General features: G+C 73.1%; 13 protein-coding genes. 10 read left to right on the forward strand and 3 right to left on the reverse strand.

Annotated elements, in window-relative coordinates:
• Positions 1-523 (forward strand): ABC transporter permease (locus F6X68_RS20620; RefSeq protein ID WP_151455827.1); only part of this gene is annotated, 523 nt, incomplete at its 5' end.
• Positions 524-613: 90 nt separating this feature from the next.
• Here F6X68_RS20620 and F6X68_RS20625 read toward each other — a convergent pair.
• Positions 614-1,411 carry a siderophore-interacting protein gene (locus F6X68_RS20625; protein WP_192581473.1) on the reverse strand — a complete coding sequence of 266 codons (798 nt, stop codon included), beginning with the start codon at positions 1,409-1,411 and terminating at the stop codon, positions 614-616.
• A 240-nt stretch (positions 1,412-1,651) separates the two neighbouring features.
• On the opposite strand from F6X68_RS20625, the gene F6X68_RS20630 reads away from it, so the two are divergent.
• The 8 genes from F6X68_RS20630 to F6X68_RS20660 all read left to right on the forward strand — a co-directional run bounded on the left by F6X68_RS20630 (position 1,652) and on the right by F6X68_RS20660 (position 10,247).
• A complete protein-coding gene (locus F6X68_RS20630; RefSeq protein ID WP_151455829.1) occupies positions 1,652-2,680 on the forward strand; it encodes an iron-siderophore ABC transporter substrate-binding protein in 1,029 nt (342 codons plus the stop codon).
• Entirely contained in the window at positions 2,677-3,720 is a 1,044-nt protein-coding gene (locus F6X68_RS20635) for an iron ABC transporter permease (protein ID WP_151455830.1), read from the forward strand. The genes F6X68_RS20630 and F6X68_RS20635 overlap by 4 nt, the downstream gene beginning before the upstream one ends.
• Positions 3,717-4,751: an iron chelate uptake ABC transporter family permease subunit gene (locus F6X68_RS20640; protein ID WP_151455831.1), complete on the forward strand. Its 1,035-nt coding sequence runs from the start codon at positions 3,717-3,719 to the stop codon at positions 4,749-4,751. The genes F6X68_RS20635 and F6X68_RS20640 overlap by 4 nt, the downstream gene beginning before the upstream one ends.
• Positions 4,748-5,605, forward strand: coding sequence for an ABC transporter ATP-binding protein (locus F6X68_RS20645; protein ID WP_151455832.1), 858 nt, complete (start codon positions 4,748-4,750; stop codon positions 5,603-5,605). The genes F6X68_RS20640 and F6X68_RS20645 overlap by 4 nt, the downstream gene beginning before the upstream one ends.
• A gap of 84 nt (positions 5,606-5,689) precedes the next feature.
• The gene (locus F6X68_RS34675; protein WP_255474756.1) at positions 5,690-5,812 is read left to right on the forward strand and encodes a hypothetical protein; all 123 of its coding nucleotides are present in this window, start codon (positions 5,690-5,692) and stop codon (positions 5,810-5,812) included.
• A 5-nt stretch (positions 5,813-5,817) separates the two neighbouring features.
• A complete protein-coding gene (locus F6X68_RS20650) occupies positions 5,818-7,524 on the forward strand; it encodes an ABC transporter ATP-binding protein (protein ID WP_151455833.1) in 1,707 nt (568 codons plus the stop codon).
• Positions 7,521-9,377: an ABC transporter ATP-binding protein gene (locus tag F6X68_RS20655; RefSeq protein WP_151455834.1), complete on the forward strand. Its 1,857-nt coding sequence runs from the start codon at positions 7,521-7,523 to the stop codon at positions 9,375-9,377. The genes F6X68_RS20650 and F6X68_RS20655 overlap by 4 nt, the downstream gene beginning before the upstream one ends.
• 102 nt (positions 9,378-9,479) lie before the next feature.
• A complete protein-coding gene (locus F6X68_RS20660; protein ID WP_151455835.1) occupies positions 9,480-10,247 on the forward strand; it encodes a YqjF family protein in 768 nt (255 codons plus the stop codon).
• Here F6X68_RS20660 and F6X68_RS20665 read toward each other — a convergent pair.
• The gene (locus F6X68_RS20665) at positions 10,239-10,718 is read right to left on the reverse strand and encodes a winged helix-turn-helix domain-containing protein (protein WP_225852328.1); all 480 of its coding nucleotides are present in this window, start codon (positions 10,716-10,718) and stop codon (positions 10,239-10,241) included. The genes F6X68_RS20660 and F6X68_RS20665 overlap by 9 nt on opposite strands.
• A 357-nt stretch (positions 10,719-11,075) precedes the next feature.
• Here F6X68_RS20665 and F6X68_RS20670 point away from each other — a divergent pair, with 357 nt between their 5' ends.
• On the forward strand, positions 11,076-15,458 hold the full coding sequence (locus F6X68_RS20670; RefSeq protein WP_151455837.1) for a S8 family serine peptidase: 4,383 nt from the start codon (positions 11,076-11,078) through the stop codon (positions 15,456-15,458).
• 88 nt (positions 15,459-15,546) lie between these two features.
• Here the strand turns inward: F6X68_RS20670 and F6X68_RS20675 are convergent, their stop codons facing one another.
• Positions 15,547-15,873: a winged helix-turn-helix domain-containing protein gene (locus tag F6X68_RS20675; protein WP_225852329.1), complete on the reverse strand. Its 327-nt coding sequence runs from the start codon at positions 15,871-15,873 to the stop codon at positions 15,547-15,549.
• Positions 15,874-15,997 lie beyond the last annotated feature (124 nt).

A 15,997-nucleotide genomic window follows, 5' to 3' on the forward strand; every position in this document is an offset into this window, starting at 1 on the left:
CGCTCCGATCGTCGCGGGAAGCATGCTGGTGGTGCTGGGGCTGCTGCTGTCGGGCCTGGTGCCGCTGCGGGGCATCGCGATCGTTCCGGTGGCGGGGATCCTGATCGGCGGGGCGATGACCGCCACCTCGCTGGCCGGCCGTCGGGCACTGGACGAGCTGACCGGCCGGCGCGGCGAGGTGGAGGCCGCCCTGGCCCTGGGCCTGCTGCCACGCGAGGCGGTGTTGCTGGTGTGCCGCCCGGCGGCCGGGCAGGCGCTGGTCCCCGCACTGGACCAGACCCGGACGGTGGGCCTGGTGACCCTGCCGGGCGCGTTCGTCGGGGTGCTGCTCGGTGGAGCGAGCCCCCTGGCCGCCGGGGTGACGCAGCTGGTCGTGCTCGTCGGGCTCCTCGCGGTCGAGGCCGTCGCCGTCGTCCTCACCGTCGAACTGATCGCCCGCGGCCTGCTGCGACCCGCGCGGCGCGAGCACCACCGCACCGACGCGTCAACCCGGTCGCGGCCAGCGGACCCCGGCCCGCCCTGACCGTGGGGCGGGCCCCGGGCGCGTACGCAGGAGGCTGCCCCGCGCGCGGCGGCTCCGGGTGCCCCGGCGGGCACACCGGCCGGCGGGCGCTCAGTGCGGGGCGAGCTTCCAGTAGCCGCCGAAGTAGACGCGCTCCTTGGCGATGCCGCGTTCGGTGCACAGGTGCCGACGGACGGTCGTGACCATGGCGGACTCGCCCGCGACGAAGGCGTACGGCGTGCCGGCCGGGAACGCCAGGTCCCGCAGCGTGCGGATCACCACGTCGCTGCCGCCCGCCGGTGTGCCGCCCCGGTGCAGCCAGGTCAGCGTGACCCCGGCCGGCGTGCGCACCCCGATCTCGTGTTCCGCGGAACCCACCTCGATCAGCGCGATCGCCCGCGCGTCCGGCGGCAGCGCCTCGACAGCCGCGGTGATCGCCGGCATGGCCGTCTCGTCGCCGACGAGCAGCTGCCAGTCGGTGTCGGCGGGCGGGGCGTACGCGGCGCCGTCACTGAGCACGCCGATCCGGTCGCCGGGCGCGGCTCTGCGCGCCCAGGCGGAGGCCGGCCCGCCGTCGCCGTGCAGCACGAAGTCGATGTCCAGCTCGCGCCGCCCGGCGTCCAGGCGCCGGACGGTGTAGTTGCGGACCACCGGTCGCTGCTCCGCCGGCATGGCCTGCAGGGCGGGCCACCACTGCGGCGAGCCCGGCAGGTGCAGTTCGACGCCGGGTGCGGGGGCGAGGAAGATCCGTGCCAGCTGGTCGGGCCCGTCGTAGCCGAAGCGATCGAGCTCGGCGCCGGTCAGGGTGATGCGCCGCAGGTGAGGTGTGAGCGGCCGGTTGGCGACGACCTCGGCGAGCATCGGGCGCCTGATCACCCCGGCTTCGACCGCAATGGTGCCGACGGTCATGACGTCGCTCCTTCGTGGATCGCGAGCCATCTCCTGACTCCGAAGTTAGGTTAGCCTCTCCTGGGTTGGCCGAAATCCCGCCCCCGGTCGGTCGCGCGGCGCGGCACGGACTGTGCCGCCTCCGTAACCGCAGGTGGAACGGCATGCGGGGGCCCTTCATGGCGACCCCGCCGTAGATCAGGACAGCCTTGGAGCCTGTGTTAGGTTAGCCTCCCCTTACCAGCATTGAGGTGTACTTTCATGCGCTCAAACCGCCTCCTCACCGGGGTCGTCGCCATGGCCGCCACGTTGGCGCTCACCGCGTGCGGCGGTTCGTCGAAGGCCGAGGACGCCTCGACCGACGGCGGCTCCTCGGCGTTCCCCGTCACGATCACGCACGCGCTCGGCACGACGACGATCAAGGAGAAGCCGAAGCGGGTCGCGACAGTGGCCTGGGCGAACCACGAGGTTCCGCTGGCCCTCGGCATCGTTCCCGTGGGAATGGCGAAGGCCAACTTCGGCGACGACGACAACGACGGCGTCCTGCCGTGGGTCGCCGAAAAGCTCAAGTCGCTGGGCGGGACAGCCCCGGTGCTCTTCGACGAGAACGACGGCATCAACTTCGAGGCGGTCGCGGACACCAAGCCCGACGTCATCCTCGCCGCGTACTCGGGTCTGACCCAGCAGGACTACGACACCCTGAGCAAGATCGCCCCGGTGGTCGCGTACCCGAAGGCGCCCTGGGCCACGGCGTGGCGCGACACGATCAAGCTGGAGAGCCAGGCCCTCGGCCTGACCAAGGAGGGCGACGCGCTGATCGCCGACATCGAGAAGCAGATGGCCGACGCCGCCGGGAAGCACCCGCAACTGGCAGGGAAGTCGGCGATGTTCATGACGCACGTCGACCCGACCGACCTCAGCAAGATCGGCTTCTACACGACGCACGACACCCGGGCCCAGTTCTTCGCGGACCTCGGGATGAAGGCGCCGGCAAGCATCGCCGGGCTCTCCGCCGGCACCGACAAGTTCACGCTCGACCAGAGTGCCGAGCAGATCCAGGTCTTCGACGACGTGGACGTCATCGTCGCCTACGGAGACGAGAAGCTGCTCGCCGCCGCGCAGGCCGACCCGCTGCTGTCGAAGATCCCCGCCATCAAGCGCGGCTCGGTCGTGATGCTCTCCGGCAGCACGCCGCTGGGCACCGCGGCGAACCCGACCCCGCTGGCCATCCCGTTCGTGCTGAACGACTACGTCGCGATGCTCGCCAAGGCCGCCGACAAGGTGTCATGACCACGCTCGACTCGCGCGCCCTGCCGGACGTCGCCGTGGTGCGGCGTCCGGCCCGGGTACGGCTGCTGTGGTTCCTCGTCGCGGCCGCGGTGCTGCTGGCGGTCATGGTGGCGTCGGTCGCGCTGGGCTCCCGCACCGTCGGATGGTCCGACATCCTCGCCGCGTTGCAGGGCGCGGACGGCACCATGGAGCAGGCCGCCGTCACCAAGCGGATCCCGCGGACCCTGCTCGCCGTGGTCGTCGGCGCGGCCCTCGGCCTGTCCGGGGCGGTCATGCAGGGCGTGACCCGCAACCCGCTGGCCGACCCCGGCATCCTGGGCGTGAACATGGGGGCGTCGCTCGCCGTGGTCACCGCGATGGTCACCTTCGGCCTCTCCTCGGCGACCGGCTACCTCTGGGCGGCGATCCTCGGCGCCGGCCTCGCGGCCGTCTTCGTGTACGCCGTCGGCTCCCTGGGGCGCGGTGGCCCGACGCCACTCAAGCTCGCCCTCGCCGGTGCCGCCACGTCCGCCGCGCTCGCGTCGCTGATCAGCGCCTTCGTGCTGCCCCGCAACGACGTGGCCGGCGGCTTCCGTTCGTGGCAGATCGGCGGGGTCGGCGGTGCGACCTACGACAGCATCCGGCAGGCACTGCCGTTCCTCGCCGTCGGTTTCGCGATCTGCCTCCTGTCGGCCCGGGCCCTGAACTCGCTCGCGCTCGGCGACGAACTCGCGGCGGGACTCGGCGAACGGGTGGCCGTCGTGCGGGCCGTCGCGGCGATCGGTGCCGTGCTGCTCTGCGGCGCCGCCACGGCGGTCGCCGGACCCATCGGGTTCGTCGGCCTGGTCGTCCCGCACGTGTGCCGCCTGCTGGTCGGGCTCGACCACCGGTGGCTGCTGCCGTACTCCGCGCTCCTCGGCGCGTCGTTGCTGACCGCCGCGGACGTCGTCGGCCGGGTGGTGGCGCGCCCGGCGGAGATCGACGTGGGCATCGTGACGGCGCTGATCGGCGCCCCCTTCTTCATCTACATCGTCCGCCGGCAGAAAGTGCGCGAGCTGTGAGCACCACGACTCTCGAGGCGGTCACCCACGGCCGGGTTCGCCGTACGCTCCGGCGACGCGGCGTGCTCGTCGTGCTGGCCGCCCTCGTCGTCGCCGCGTTCGCCGTCTCGCTGATGGTGGGGCGCACCTTCTACCCGCCGGCGGACGTGCTGGCGGTGATCGCCGGCGAGGACGTCCCCGGGGCCTCCTTCACGGTGGGCACGCTCCGCCTGCCCCGGGCGGTCCTCGCGATCCTGGCCGGGGCCTGCTTCGGGCTCGGCGGCGTCACCTTCCAGACGATGCTGCGCAACCCGCTGGCCAGCCCCGACATCATCGGCATCAGTTCCGGAGCGAGCGCCGCGGCCGCCTTCGCGATCGTGACGCTGCACCTCGGGGAGGCGGGGGTGTCCGCCTTCGCGATCGTCGTCGGCTTGGCGGTGGCGCTGGTCGTCTACACGCTGTCGTTCAGGGACGGCGTCGCGGGAACCCGCCTGGTCCTGATCGGCATCGGCATCGCCGCGATGCTCGACAGCATCACCGCGTACGTCCTGACCCAGGCCGCCGAATGGGACCTGCAGGAGGCGATGCGCTGGCTGACCGGCAGCCTCAACGGCGCCACCTGGGCGGAGACCGTCCCGGTGGCGGTCGCTGTGGCCGTCCTGGCACCGGTGCTGCTGGGTCAGGCCCGCAACCTCTCCATGATGCAGTTGGGCGACGACACCGCGGCGGCGCTCGGCGTACGCCTGGAGCGCACCCGGATCCTGGTCATCGTCGCGGCCGTCGGTCTCATCGCCTTCGCCACGGCGGCGACCGGGCCGATCGCCTTCGTCGCCTTCCTCTCCGGGCCGATCGCCGCCCGGATCGTCGGCCCGGCCGGCTCGCTGCTGCTGCCCTCCGCCCTCGTCGGCGCCCTGCTGGTGCTCGTCGCGGACTTCGCCGGTCAGTTCGCCTTCGACACACGCTTCCCCGTGGGCGTCGTCACCGGCGTGCTCGGCGCCCCCTACCTCATCTACCTGCTCATCCGTACGAACCGCGCGGGAGGCACGCTGTGACCACCACCCACACGCTCGCGGTCGAGAGCCTGACGCTCGGCTATGCCGACCGCGTCGTCATCGACTCGCTCGACCTCCTCGTGCCGCCCGGGAAGATCACGGCGATCGTCGGCGCGAACGCGTGCGGCAAGTCGACCCTGCTGCGGTCGATGTCGCGCCTGCTGGCGCCCCGCGCCGGCCACGTCCTGCTCGACGGTGAGCAGGTGCACCGGCTGCCGGCCAGGCAACTGGCCCGTACCCTCGGCCTGCTTCCCCAGTCGCCGACGGCGCCCGAGGGGATCACCGTGGCCGACCTCGTCGGTCGTGGCCGCAACCCGCACCAGCGCGTGTTCTCGCGCTGGAGCCGGGAGGACGACGCCGCCGTGGCGGCGGCCCTGGACGCGACGCAGACGGCGGACCTCGCCGACCGCCCGGTCGACGAGCTCTCCGGCGGCCAGCGGCAACGGGTCTGGATCGCGATGGCCCTGGCCCAGCAGACGGACCTGTTGCTGCTCGACGAACCGACGACGTTCCTCGACGTCAGCCATCAGGTCGAGGTCCTCGACCTGCTCACGGACCTCAACCTGACGCGCGGCACGACCATCGTCATGGTGCTGCACGACCTCAACCTCGCCGCCCGGTACGCGGACCACCTCATCGCGCTGGCCGCCGGCAGGCTGCACGCCGCAGGAGAGCCGGCGCGGGTCCTGACGCAGGAGTGCGTCCGCGCGGTGTTCGGCCTCGAAAGCCAGGTGATCGTCGATCCGACGTCGCAGAAGCCGCTGATGCTGCCGATCGGCCGCCACCACGTGACGACCAGCCCGGGCCCCGGCGCGCCTGACGGTCGCCGAGCCCCCGTTCACCGGAGCCATTAGGTGAGGCTAACCTGGCCCTCGATCGCTGGGAGGGCGCAGCTCGTGCACACATCGTCGTTTCTCCGGGTCGCGTGCGACCCCGGGGTGCGGACCCTGAACCCCACCTGGGCCGACGTCACCACCTGGGCCGACGTCACCGTGCCGGCCGGCTGCGGCGCCCCGTCCGCCGGCCGGCCGGGCGTCCCCGTCGCGCCCGTCGGGGTCTGACGCACATGGCAGCCGAGAAGATCAGCGGCGGGACGGTCCTGCGCCGCGCCCTGCGCCGCCAGCGCGGCCGCGTGGTGGCCGGCACCGCACTGCTCTGCACCCACCAGGCCACCGAGGCCCTCGTCCCGGTCGCGATCGGCGTGATCATCGACCGGGCGGTCGCCACCGGGGACGTACGGGCGCTGCTGCTCTCCCTCGCCGGTCTCGCCGTCCTGTTCACCGTCCTCGCCTTCGCCTACCGCACCGGCGCCCGCCTCGGGTACGCCGCCCTGGAGCAGGAGGCCCACCTCCTGCGCGTCGAGATCGCCCGCAGCGCCCTCGACCCGCGCGGGAACCGCTCCGGCATGCGCGACGGCGAGCTGCTGTCCGTCACCGCCTCCGACGCCGAGTTGACCGCGCTCGTCGTACGGGTCGCGGGGCTCTGCGCCGCCGCGCTCACCGCCATCGCGGTCTCCGCCGTCGCGCTGCTCGTCGTCGACGTCCCCCTCGGGCTGGGCGTGCTCGTCGGCGTGCCGCTGGTGGTCGTCGCCCTGCAACGGATGGCGCCGCTGCTCAGCCGGCGCAGCGCCGCGCAGCAGGAGGCCCTCGCCGCCACGACCTCGCTCGCCGTCGACCTCGTCACCGGCCTGCGCGTGCTGCGCGGCATCGGCGCGCAGGACCACGCCGCCCGCCGCTACGCGGCCGCCAGCCGCCACGCCCTCGACGTCACCCTGCGCGCCGCCACCACCAAGGGCCTGCACCTCGGGCTCACCACCACCGTCAACGGCCTCTTCCTCGCGGCGGTCGCCGGGGTCGCCGGCTGGCTCGCGATCCAGGGCCGGCTCACCGTCGGCGAACTCGTCGCCGTCGTCGGGCTGGCCCAGTTCGTCGCCGAACCCGTGCAGACGCTGGGCTGGTCCGTGCAGCTGTTCGCCATGGCCCGCGCCAGCGCCGGGCGGGTCGCCCGGGTGCTCGGCGCCGAGCCGCTCACCCGGCCGGGTACCGCCGGGCCACCCGCCCCGGACCCGGCGCGGCTCACCCTCGACGCGGTCGGGTACGCCGGACTCGACGGGCTGTGCCTGCGGGTCGGCGCCGGTGAGGTCCTGGGTGTGCTCGCCCACGACCCGAGCGAGGCCGAGGCGCTGGTGACGCTGCTGTCCGGCCGGGTGCCCCGGGAGGACTACCGGGGCACGCTGTACGTCGACGGCGTGCCCGCCGAGGACCTGCACGTCGACGCCGTACGCGGCATTCTCCTGGTCGAGCAGCACGACGTGGCGTTGTTCGAGGGGACGCTGCGCGCCAACCTCGCCGCTGGCGCCGACGCCGACGAGGCGGTCCTGCGCGCCGCCGTACGCGCCGCGGCGGCCGAGGACGTGCTCGCCGCCCACCCGCACGGCCTCGACCGGCTGCTCACCGAGCGGGGCGCCAACCTCTCCGGCGGGCAACGGCAGCGGATCGGGCTGGCCAGGGCGCTCGTCGCCGACCCGCCGGTGCTGGTGCTGCACAACCCCACCACGGCGGTCGACGCGGTGACCGAGGCACTGCTCGCCGAGGGGCTGACCTCGGCCCGCGCGGCGGCGGCCCGCGGCACGGTGCTGATCACCAACAGCCCGGTCCTGCTGCGCAGCACGCACCGGGTCGTCGTGATCGACCGCGGGCGGGTCGTCGCCGAGGGCCCGCACGAGCACCTGCTCGCCAGCGACGCCCGCTACCGGGAGGAGGTCCTGCGATGACCGACGAGTCGAGCACGCCCGGCCTGCGGACCAGGCGGCTGCTGCCCACGGCCACCGCGCGGCAGACCTGGGCCGCCCTCCGGGTCGAGTTCGCCCGGCTGCCCGGGCTCAGCGCCGCCGCCGGCACGTTGCTGGTCGCCGCGGCGGCGGCCGGGCTGGTCGCCCCCTGGGTGCTCGGCCGCCTCGTCGACGACGTCATCGCCGGTGCCGACACGCCCCGCATCGTGGCCTGGGCAGGGGTGATCGCGGGCGCCGCGGTGCTCGCCGGCCTCCTCACCGCGATCGGCGCCGCGCTCACCGCACGCCTCGGCGAGACCGTGCTGGCGCGGCTGCGGGAGCGGGTCCTCGACCGCGCCCTGCACCTGCCGTCGGCCACGCTGGAGCGCGCCGGCACCGGGGACCTGGTGGCCCGCGCCGGCGACGACGTGGCCGTGGTGACGAACGTGATCGCCACCAGCGGACCCGCCTTCCTCGGCGCGCTGCTGTCCATCGTGCTGACCGCGGCGGGGCTCTTCGCCCTCGACTGGCGGCTCGGCCTCGCCGGGCTGGCCGCCGCCCCCGCCTACGCGTTGGCGCTCTACTGGTACCTGAAGCGGTCCGTCCCGTACTACGCGCGCGAGCGGGTGGCGACCGGCGAGCGGGCACAGGCCATGGCGGGGGCGCTGCGCGGCGCCGCGACCGTGCGCGCGTACCGGATGGAGGACGCACACGTCGATCGGATCGCCGATCGCTCCGCCACGGCCCGCGACCTGTCGTTGGAGATCTTCGGCCTGCACACCCGGTTCGGGCTGCGGATCAACCGGTCCGAGTTCGTGGGGCTCGCCGCCGTACTGCTCGCCGGTTTCCTGCTGGTCCGCGACGACCTGGCGACCGTGGGGGCGGCGACCACCGCCGCCCTCTACTTCCACCGCCTCTTCAACCCGATCGGCCTGCTGCTGCTCCAGTCCGACTCCGTGCTCCAGGCCGGGGCGAGCCTCGCCCGGCTCGTCGGCGTCACCACACTGCCCGACACCGCCGCGCCCGACGGCTCCGGGCCCGCCCGTGCGGAACGGCCCGGGACGGGCGCGCTCGAACCCGCGGCGCTGGAGGTGGTCGTCGACCGGCACTGCTACGACGACGGACCCGTCGTGCTGCGGGACGTCGCCCTCCGTCTCGCACCGGGGGAACGCGTCGCCCTCGTCGGCGCGAGTGGCGCGGGCAAGAGCACGCTCGCCGGTGTCGCCGCCGGAATCATCGCGCCCACCAGCGGCTCGGTCCGCTTGCGCGGCGTGCCGCTGACCCACCTGGACGAGCACCGCGTCCGACGCGAGATCGCGCTGATCAGCCAGGAGGTGCACGTCTTCGCCGGGACACTCGGCGACGACCTGCGCCTCGCCGACCCGGACGCCACCGACGCCGAGATCACCGCCGCGCTCGACCTCGTGGGCGTCGCCGACTGGCTCCGTACCCTGCCCGACGGTCTCGACACGTGCGTGGGGGAGGGCGGTCGGCACGTCACCGCCGCCCAGGCCCAGCAGCTCGCCCTCGCTCGCCTCGTCCTCGCCGACCCCGCCGTCGCGGTCCTCGACGAGGCCACCGCGGAGGCCGGCAGCGCGGGCGCGCGCGACCTCGACCGCGCCGCCACGGCGGCCACCGAGGGCCGTACCACGCTGATCGTCGCCCACCGCCTCAGCCAGGCGGCCACCGCGGACCGCGTCGTCGTCCTGGAGCACGGGCGCGTCGTCGAGCACGGCACGCACGAGCAGTTGCTGGCGGCCGGGGGCGGGTACAGCCGCCTGTGGCGGTCCTGGAGCACGCCCGATCCGGTCCTCCCCAGGGGGCGCGAGGGCGAGGAGGCCGCCGCTCGTCGTTGACCGGCCGCGCGTCGGCGCGCGTCGCCGGCGACGGCCCCGGGGCGGCAGACCGGACGCTGCCCCGGGTGACGTCGCCCGCCCCGGCGGGGCAGGATGGGGTACGTGCACATCGAGCCGGTCGACGCCGCGCCCGAGCAGACGTTCCGGCGCGGGATCCTGCGGCAGCGCTGGGAAGACCTGACGTTCCTGCACTGGGCGGTCGCGCCGGAACTCGTCGCGCCGCTGCTGCCCGAGGGAACCCACCCCGACACCCTCGACGGGGTCAGCCACGTGGGTCTGATCGGCTTCCGGATGGTGGGGCTGGGCCTCGGCCGAGGGCCGGGGATCCCGTACTTCGGCAGCTTCTGGGAGACCAACGTCCGGCTCTACTCGGTGGACGACGCCGGCCGGCGCGCGGTGGTGTTCCGATCGCTCGACGCGTCGCGGCTGGTCCCGGTGCTGGTCGCCCGGGTGACCCTGGGGCTGCCGTACATGTGGTCGGCGATGCGGTTGGTCCGGGACGGCGACCGCCGCACCTACCGGTGCCGGCGCCGCTGGCCCGGCCCGGTGGGCGCGACGAGCCGCATGGTGGTGCGGGTGGGGGAGCCGGTCGTCGACCCGACCCCGCTGGAGCACTTCGTCACCGCCCGCTGGGGGCTGCACACCCGGGCGTACGGGCGGACGCTGCACCTGCCGAACTGGCATCCCCGCTGGCCGCTGCACCGGGCGGAGCTGTTGCACCTGGACGACGAACTGGTCGCCGCCGCCGGGCTGCCGCCGCCCGCCGGGGCGCCGGTGAGCGTGCTGTATTCCCCCGGCGTCCCGGTCAGGTTCGGCCCGCCGGTCGCGCGGGGCCGGACCCGGGCTGCCCAAGTCAGGCAGTCATCCTGAACCGCTGACCTTCGGCTGCTGATGGTCGGTCAGCCGGAACCCGACGCCGCGCACCGCGTCGATGGCCACCCCGGTGCCGAGTTCGTGGAGCTTGCGACGCAGCCGCTTCACCAGGGACTGCACGTCCGCCCTGCGTTCCCGGCCCTCGTCACGCCAGACCGAGCGGTGCAGCTCGGCGTAGCTCCACACCCGGATCGGCTCGGTGGTCAGGCAGGCCAGCAGGTCGTGCTCGAGGCGCGTCAGGCCGATCTCGCGGCCCCGGCTGCGGGCCGTCGACCGGGCCGAGTCGATCAGCAGCGCGTCGTCGTCGGCGGTCGGCGGGCGCGCCGACACCGCCGGGGCGGGCCCCGGCGGCGCCGCGATCAGCCGGCGCAGCTCGTCGAGGTCGGCGACCAGCAGCAGCGGCGCGACCCCGTCGAGCCGCTCCGCGAGTCGTATCCGCTCGGCCGCCGACGGCGTCACCGCGATCACCAGCGGAAATGGTTCGTCGGCCGGATCTGGTCCGCCCGGCGCAGTGCTTTCGTCGCGTGCCCCCACAGCACCCACCCGGAAACTACGGGCAGCCTCTGCCCATCTTCGTCATGACCGTGACAATCATTGGCAAGCTCCCCATTCGCCGGCCAACGGCTAGTGACAAATTGCTTACGGCAAGTTCTTGATCGCCCATTCTTGTCGATCATAGTGTCCAGACGGGCAGCCGGCGTGACCCGCGCGGTGCCCTGGGGGGCATGGAGGGGTCGGATCCCGCTCATCCGAACGGAGACGAGCCCCTGCACCCTCCACCATGGCTCGTTCCACTCTGGGTCGTTCTGGAGGAGGCACCACCGAATGTTCACACGTCCACCCACCAGGCGCTGGGCCAGATCACTGGTCAGCGCCGGTGCGGCGATGATCCTCGCCGCGACAAGCCTGGCCGCGACAGGGTCAGGCGCACAGGCCTCCCCGTCCGACAAGATCCGGCCAGAGCTCACGAAGGCACTCCAGGGCAAGACGGAGGGCGACTTCTGGATCCGCTTCAAGGACAAGGCGGACCTCAGCCAGGCCGCCGCCATCAAGGACTGGGCCAAGCGCGGTACCGCCGTCGCCGACGCCCTGAAGAAGACCGCCGCCGGCAGCCAGTCCAAGATCCGGGCCGAGCTCGACGGCACGGGCACGAAGTACGAGACCTTCTGGGCGACCAACGCGATCAAGGTCAGCGGCGGCTCCCTGACGATGGCGCAGAGCTTCGCCGCGCACGCCGAGGTCGAGGGCCTGTACGCCCCGGTCGCCTACAAGGTGCCGGAGGTCTCCGAGGGCACCGACGAGAAGACGGTGAACGCCCTCGAGTGGGGCATCGCGAACATCAACGCCGACGACGTCTGGTCCCAGTACGGTGCGAAGGGCGCCGGCATCACGGTGGCGAACATCGACACCGGGGTCCAGTTCGACCACCCCGCGCTGGTCAACTCCTACCGGGGCAACAACGGCGACGGCACGTTCGACCACAACTACAACTGGTACCGCGCCACCGGCTCCTGCGCCGCGCCCTGTGACACCAACGGCCACGGCACGCACACGATGGGCACGATGGCCGGCTCCGCCGGTGCGAACCAGATCGGCGTCGCACCCGACGTGAAGTGGATCGCGGCCAACGGCTGCTGCCCGAGCGACGCGGCGCTGGTCACCTCCGGCCAGTGGATGCTCGAGCCGACGGACCTCAACGGCCAGAACCCGGACGCGAGCAAGCGCCCGAACATCATCAACAACTCGTGGGGAACCACGCTGCCCTCCAACGACCCGTTCATGGAGGACGTGACGCTGGCCTGGACCGCGTCGGGCATCTTCGGCGTCTGGTCCAACGGCAACAGCGGATCGGCCTGCCAGACCAGCGGCTCACCGGGCAGCCTGGTCAGCAACTACTCCGCCGGCGCCTACGACGTCAACAACAACATCGCCAGCTTCTCCTCCCGCGGCGCCGGCCAGAACGGCGAGATCAAGCCCAACATCGCGGCGCCCGGCGTGAACGTCCGGTCGAGCATTCCGGGCGGCGGCTACGCCAGCTACAACGGCACCTCGATGGCCGCCCCGCACCTCGCGGGCGCGATCGCGCTGCTGTGGTCCGCCGCTCCGGCGCTCGTCGGCGACGTCAACGCCACCCGCGCGCTGCTGGACAACTCGGCGACCGACAAGGCCGACACCCAGTGCGGTGGCACCACCGACGACAACAACGTGTTCGGCGAGGGCCGTCTGGACGCGCTCGCGCTGCTCAGCGCCGCCCCGATCGGCGACACCGGCACCCTGGCCGGCAAGGTCACGGACGCGACCACCGGCGCCCCGATCGCCGGCGCCACGGTGACCCTGACCGGCGCGGCGGACCGCGAGCTGACCACCGGGGCCGACGGGACGTACTCGTCCCTGCTTCCGGCCGGCGACTACCAGGTCGCCGTGGCGGCGTTCGGCTACCAGGCGAAGACCACGCCGGCCACGGTCGCCCGCAACGCGACCACGACCGTCGACGTGGCGCTGACGGCGGTGCCGAGCGTCACCGTCAGCGGAACCGTCACCGACGGCTCCGGGCACGGCTGGCCGCTCTACGCGAAGGTGACCGTGCAGGGTCAGTCGGGCGTGTCCGACTACACCACCCCCGTCAACGGCCGCTACAGCCTCAAGCTGCCGGCCGGCGCCACCTACGACCTGAAGGTCGAGTCGCAGTACCCGGGCTACCAGACGGTGACCAAGCAGGTCGTGGTCGGCACGGGTAACGCCACGGCCAACGTGGCGGTGCCGGTGCAGACCAACGCCTGCACGACCGCGCCCGGCTACCGCTTCGGCTCCGACGGCGAGTACGAGACCTTCGACGGCAGCACCGTGCCGGCCGGCTGGTCCGTGGTGGACCACGCCGCCAGCGGCCAGGTCTGGAAGTTCACGGACGACGGTGCCCGGGGCAACCTGACCGGCGGCACCGGCAACTTCGCGATCGTCGACAGCGACGAGTACGGCTCCGGCGGCAAGCAGGACACCTCGCTCGTCAGCCCGGTCGTCGACCTGACCGGCGTCACCGCACCGGTCATCCGGTTCAACCAGGACTACAACTGGCTGGGCAGCGACCGCGCCGACGTCGACCTCAGCCTCGACGGCGGGACCACCTGGACCAACGTGCTCCGGCAGGCGGCCGACGTCCGTGGCCCGAAGGTGACCGAGGTCGCCATCCCGCAGGCCGCTGGCCAGGCTCAGGCGCGGGTCCGGTTCCGCTACTACGACGCCTCGTACGAGTGGTGGTGGTCGATCGACAACGTCCTGATCGGCAGCCAGCTCACCTGCACGCCGGTCGATGGCGGCCTGGTGCTCGGCCACGTCCGCGACAAGAACGACAACGGCTACGTCAACGGCGCCACCGTCACCAGCGACGACCGGCCGGCGGAGAAGGCCACCACCGTGGCGACCCCGGACGACACCGGGCTGGCGGACGGCTTCTACTGGCTGTTCTCGACGCTGACGGACACCCACAAGTTCACCGCCCGGGCCGGCAACTACGTCAGCCAGAGCAAGCGGGTCGACGTCCAGGCCGACTGGGCCACGGCGGCGAACTTCCAGCTCGCGGCCGGCCGCCTGTCGGTCAAGCCGGCCCAGGTCACCGGCACGGCCCGGATGCCCAGCGGCAAGGTCACCAAGGCGTTCACGGTGACGAACACCGGCGGGGCCCCGGTCTCCGTCGAGTTCAGTGAGCGCGCCGGCGGGTTCGAGCTGCTGCGGGCCGACGGTTCCCGGATGAGCAAGCAGGAGGTGCTCGGCTCCCAGGGCGCGCCGGTGCAGCGGCTCGAGGTCCCGACCTCGTTCGCGGCGAAGACGTCCGGCAAGTCGACGGCGGCGGCGTCGCCCGAGGCCGGCCCGCAGGCCGCGCCCTGGACCGACATCGCCAACTACCCGGCCGTGGTGATGGACAACCGGGTGGTCAACCTGGGCGGCAAGGTGTACTCCATCGCTGGCGGCACCGGCTCGGCGTCCTCGGCGAAGAACTACGCCTACGACCCGGTCGCGCAGACCTGGACCGCGATCGCCGATCTGCCCGGCGCGCGTACCGCCATGACGGTGGGCGTCCTGGACGGCAAGATCATCGCGACCGGCGGCTGGGCGGCGGCCGGCCCGGACGGCACCACCTGGTCGTACGACCCGGCGGCCAACACCTGGACGGAGAAGGCCGACAACCCGGCGCCGCGCTCCGCCGCGGGCCAGGCGGTCGCGGGCGGCAAGCTGTACGCCATCGGTGGCTGCACCACGGCGTCCTGCACGCCGATGTCGAACGACGTCGTGCGGTACGACGCGGCCAGCGACAGCTGGGAGACCCTGGCGGACTACCCGAAGTCGGTGGCCTTCCTCTCCTGCGGCGGGATCGACGGCATCGTCTACTGCACCGGAGGCAACGACGGCTCCGTGGCGCAGAAGGCGAGCTACGCCTTCGACCCGGGCGCCAACACCTGGACGGCCATCGCCGACGCGCCGGCCGACAACTGGGCCAGCTCGTTCGCCGTGGCCAACGGGAAGTTCCTGGTCGTCGGCGGCTCGCAGGGTGGCGCCATCACCAACGTGGGCTTCGCGTACGACCCGGCCACCTCCTCGTGGTCGAGCCTGCCGAACGCCAACACGGCGCGCTACCGCGGCGGCGCGGCGTGCGGCTTCTACAAGGTCGGTGGCTCCTCCGGCGGCTTCACCGCGACGCGGGACAGCGAGGCGCTGCCCGGGTTCGAGGAGTGCGCCGTCAGCACCGCCGACGTCAGCTGGATGACGATCGACAAGACGGCGGCCACCCTGGCGCCGGGCGAGGCCGTCACGGTCAACGTCGGCATGACGGCGAACGTGGACCAGCCCGGCACCTACACCGCCTCGGTCGCCATCAAGGAGAACACCCCGTACACGGTGGAGCCGGTGGCGGTCACGATGAACGTGCTGCAGCCGACCACCTGGGGCAAGCTGACGGGCACGGTCACCGGGACGAGCTGCCAGGGTGCCAGCTCGCCGCTCCCCGGTGCCACCGTCCAGGTCGACTCGTGGGCGATGTCCTGGACGTTCGCCACGGACGCCGAGGGCAAGTACGCCTACTGGCTGGACCGTCGGAACAACCCGTTGACGATGATCGTCGCCAAGGACAACTGGAAGCCCCAGACCCGGCAGACGAGGATCAACACCGCCACCCCCACGGTGGAGGACTTCGCGTTGTCACCCGTCCGCTGCTGACGCCGACCGTCAGCTGACAGATCCGGCCCGCCTGGTTCCGACCAGGCGGGCCGGACCGCGTCAGAGGGCCTCGAAGAGGCCGGACGGGTCAGAGCGACGCGAGACGGAAGCCGACCCCGCGGACCGCGTGGATCGACGCCGAGGCGCCCAGCCGGGCGAGCTTGTGCCGCACCCTGCGCACCACCGAGTGCATGTCGGAGCCCCGCCCGAGGTGCACGTTGCCCCAGACCTCGAGGTGCAGCCGCTCGTAGGTCCAGACCTGCCCGGGCGCGCCGACCAGGCACCGCAGGAAGTCGTGCTCCAGGCGGGTCAACTCGACCTCGCGGTCCAGCCAGCGCAGCACCCGTCGGTCGGAGTCGACGCACAGGTCGGGCGGCGGCGGTGTCCCGACGCCCTGCCCGGGCTCGGCCGTCACGACGGGTCCGGCTGTCACGACAGGTTCGGCTGCCACGACGGGTCCGGCTGTCACGACAGGTTCGGCTGCCACGACGGGTCCGGCTGTCACGACAGGTTCGGCTGCCACGACGGGTCCGGCTGTC

It is taken from the genome of Micromonospora sp. AMSO12t (assembly GCF_008806585.1).
Lineage (GTDB): Bacteria > Actinomycetota > Actinomycetes > Mycobacteriales > Micromonosporaceae > Micromonospora > Micromonospora reichwaldensis.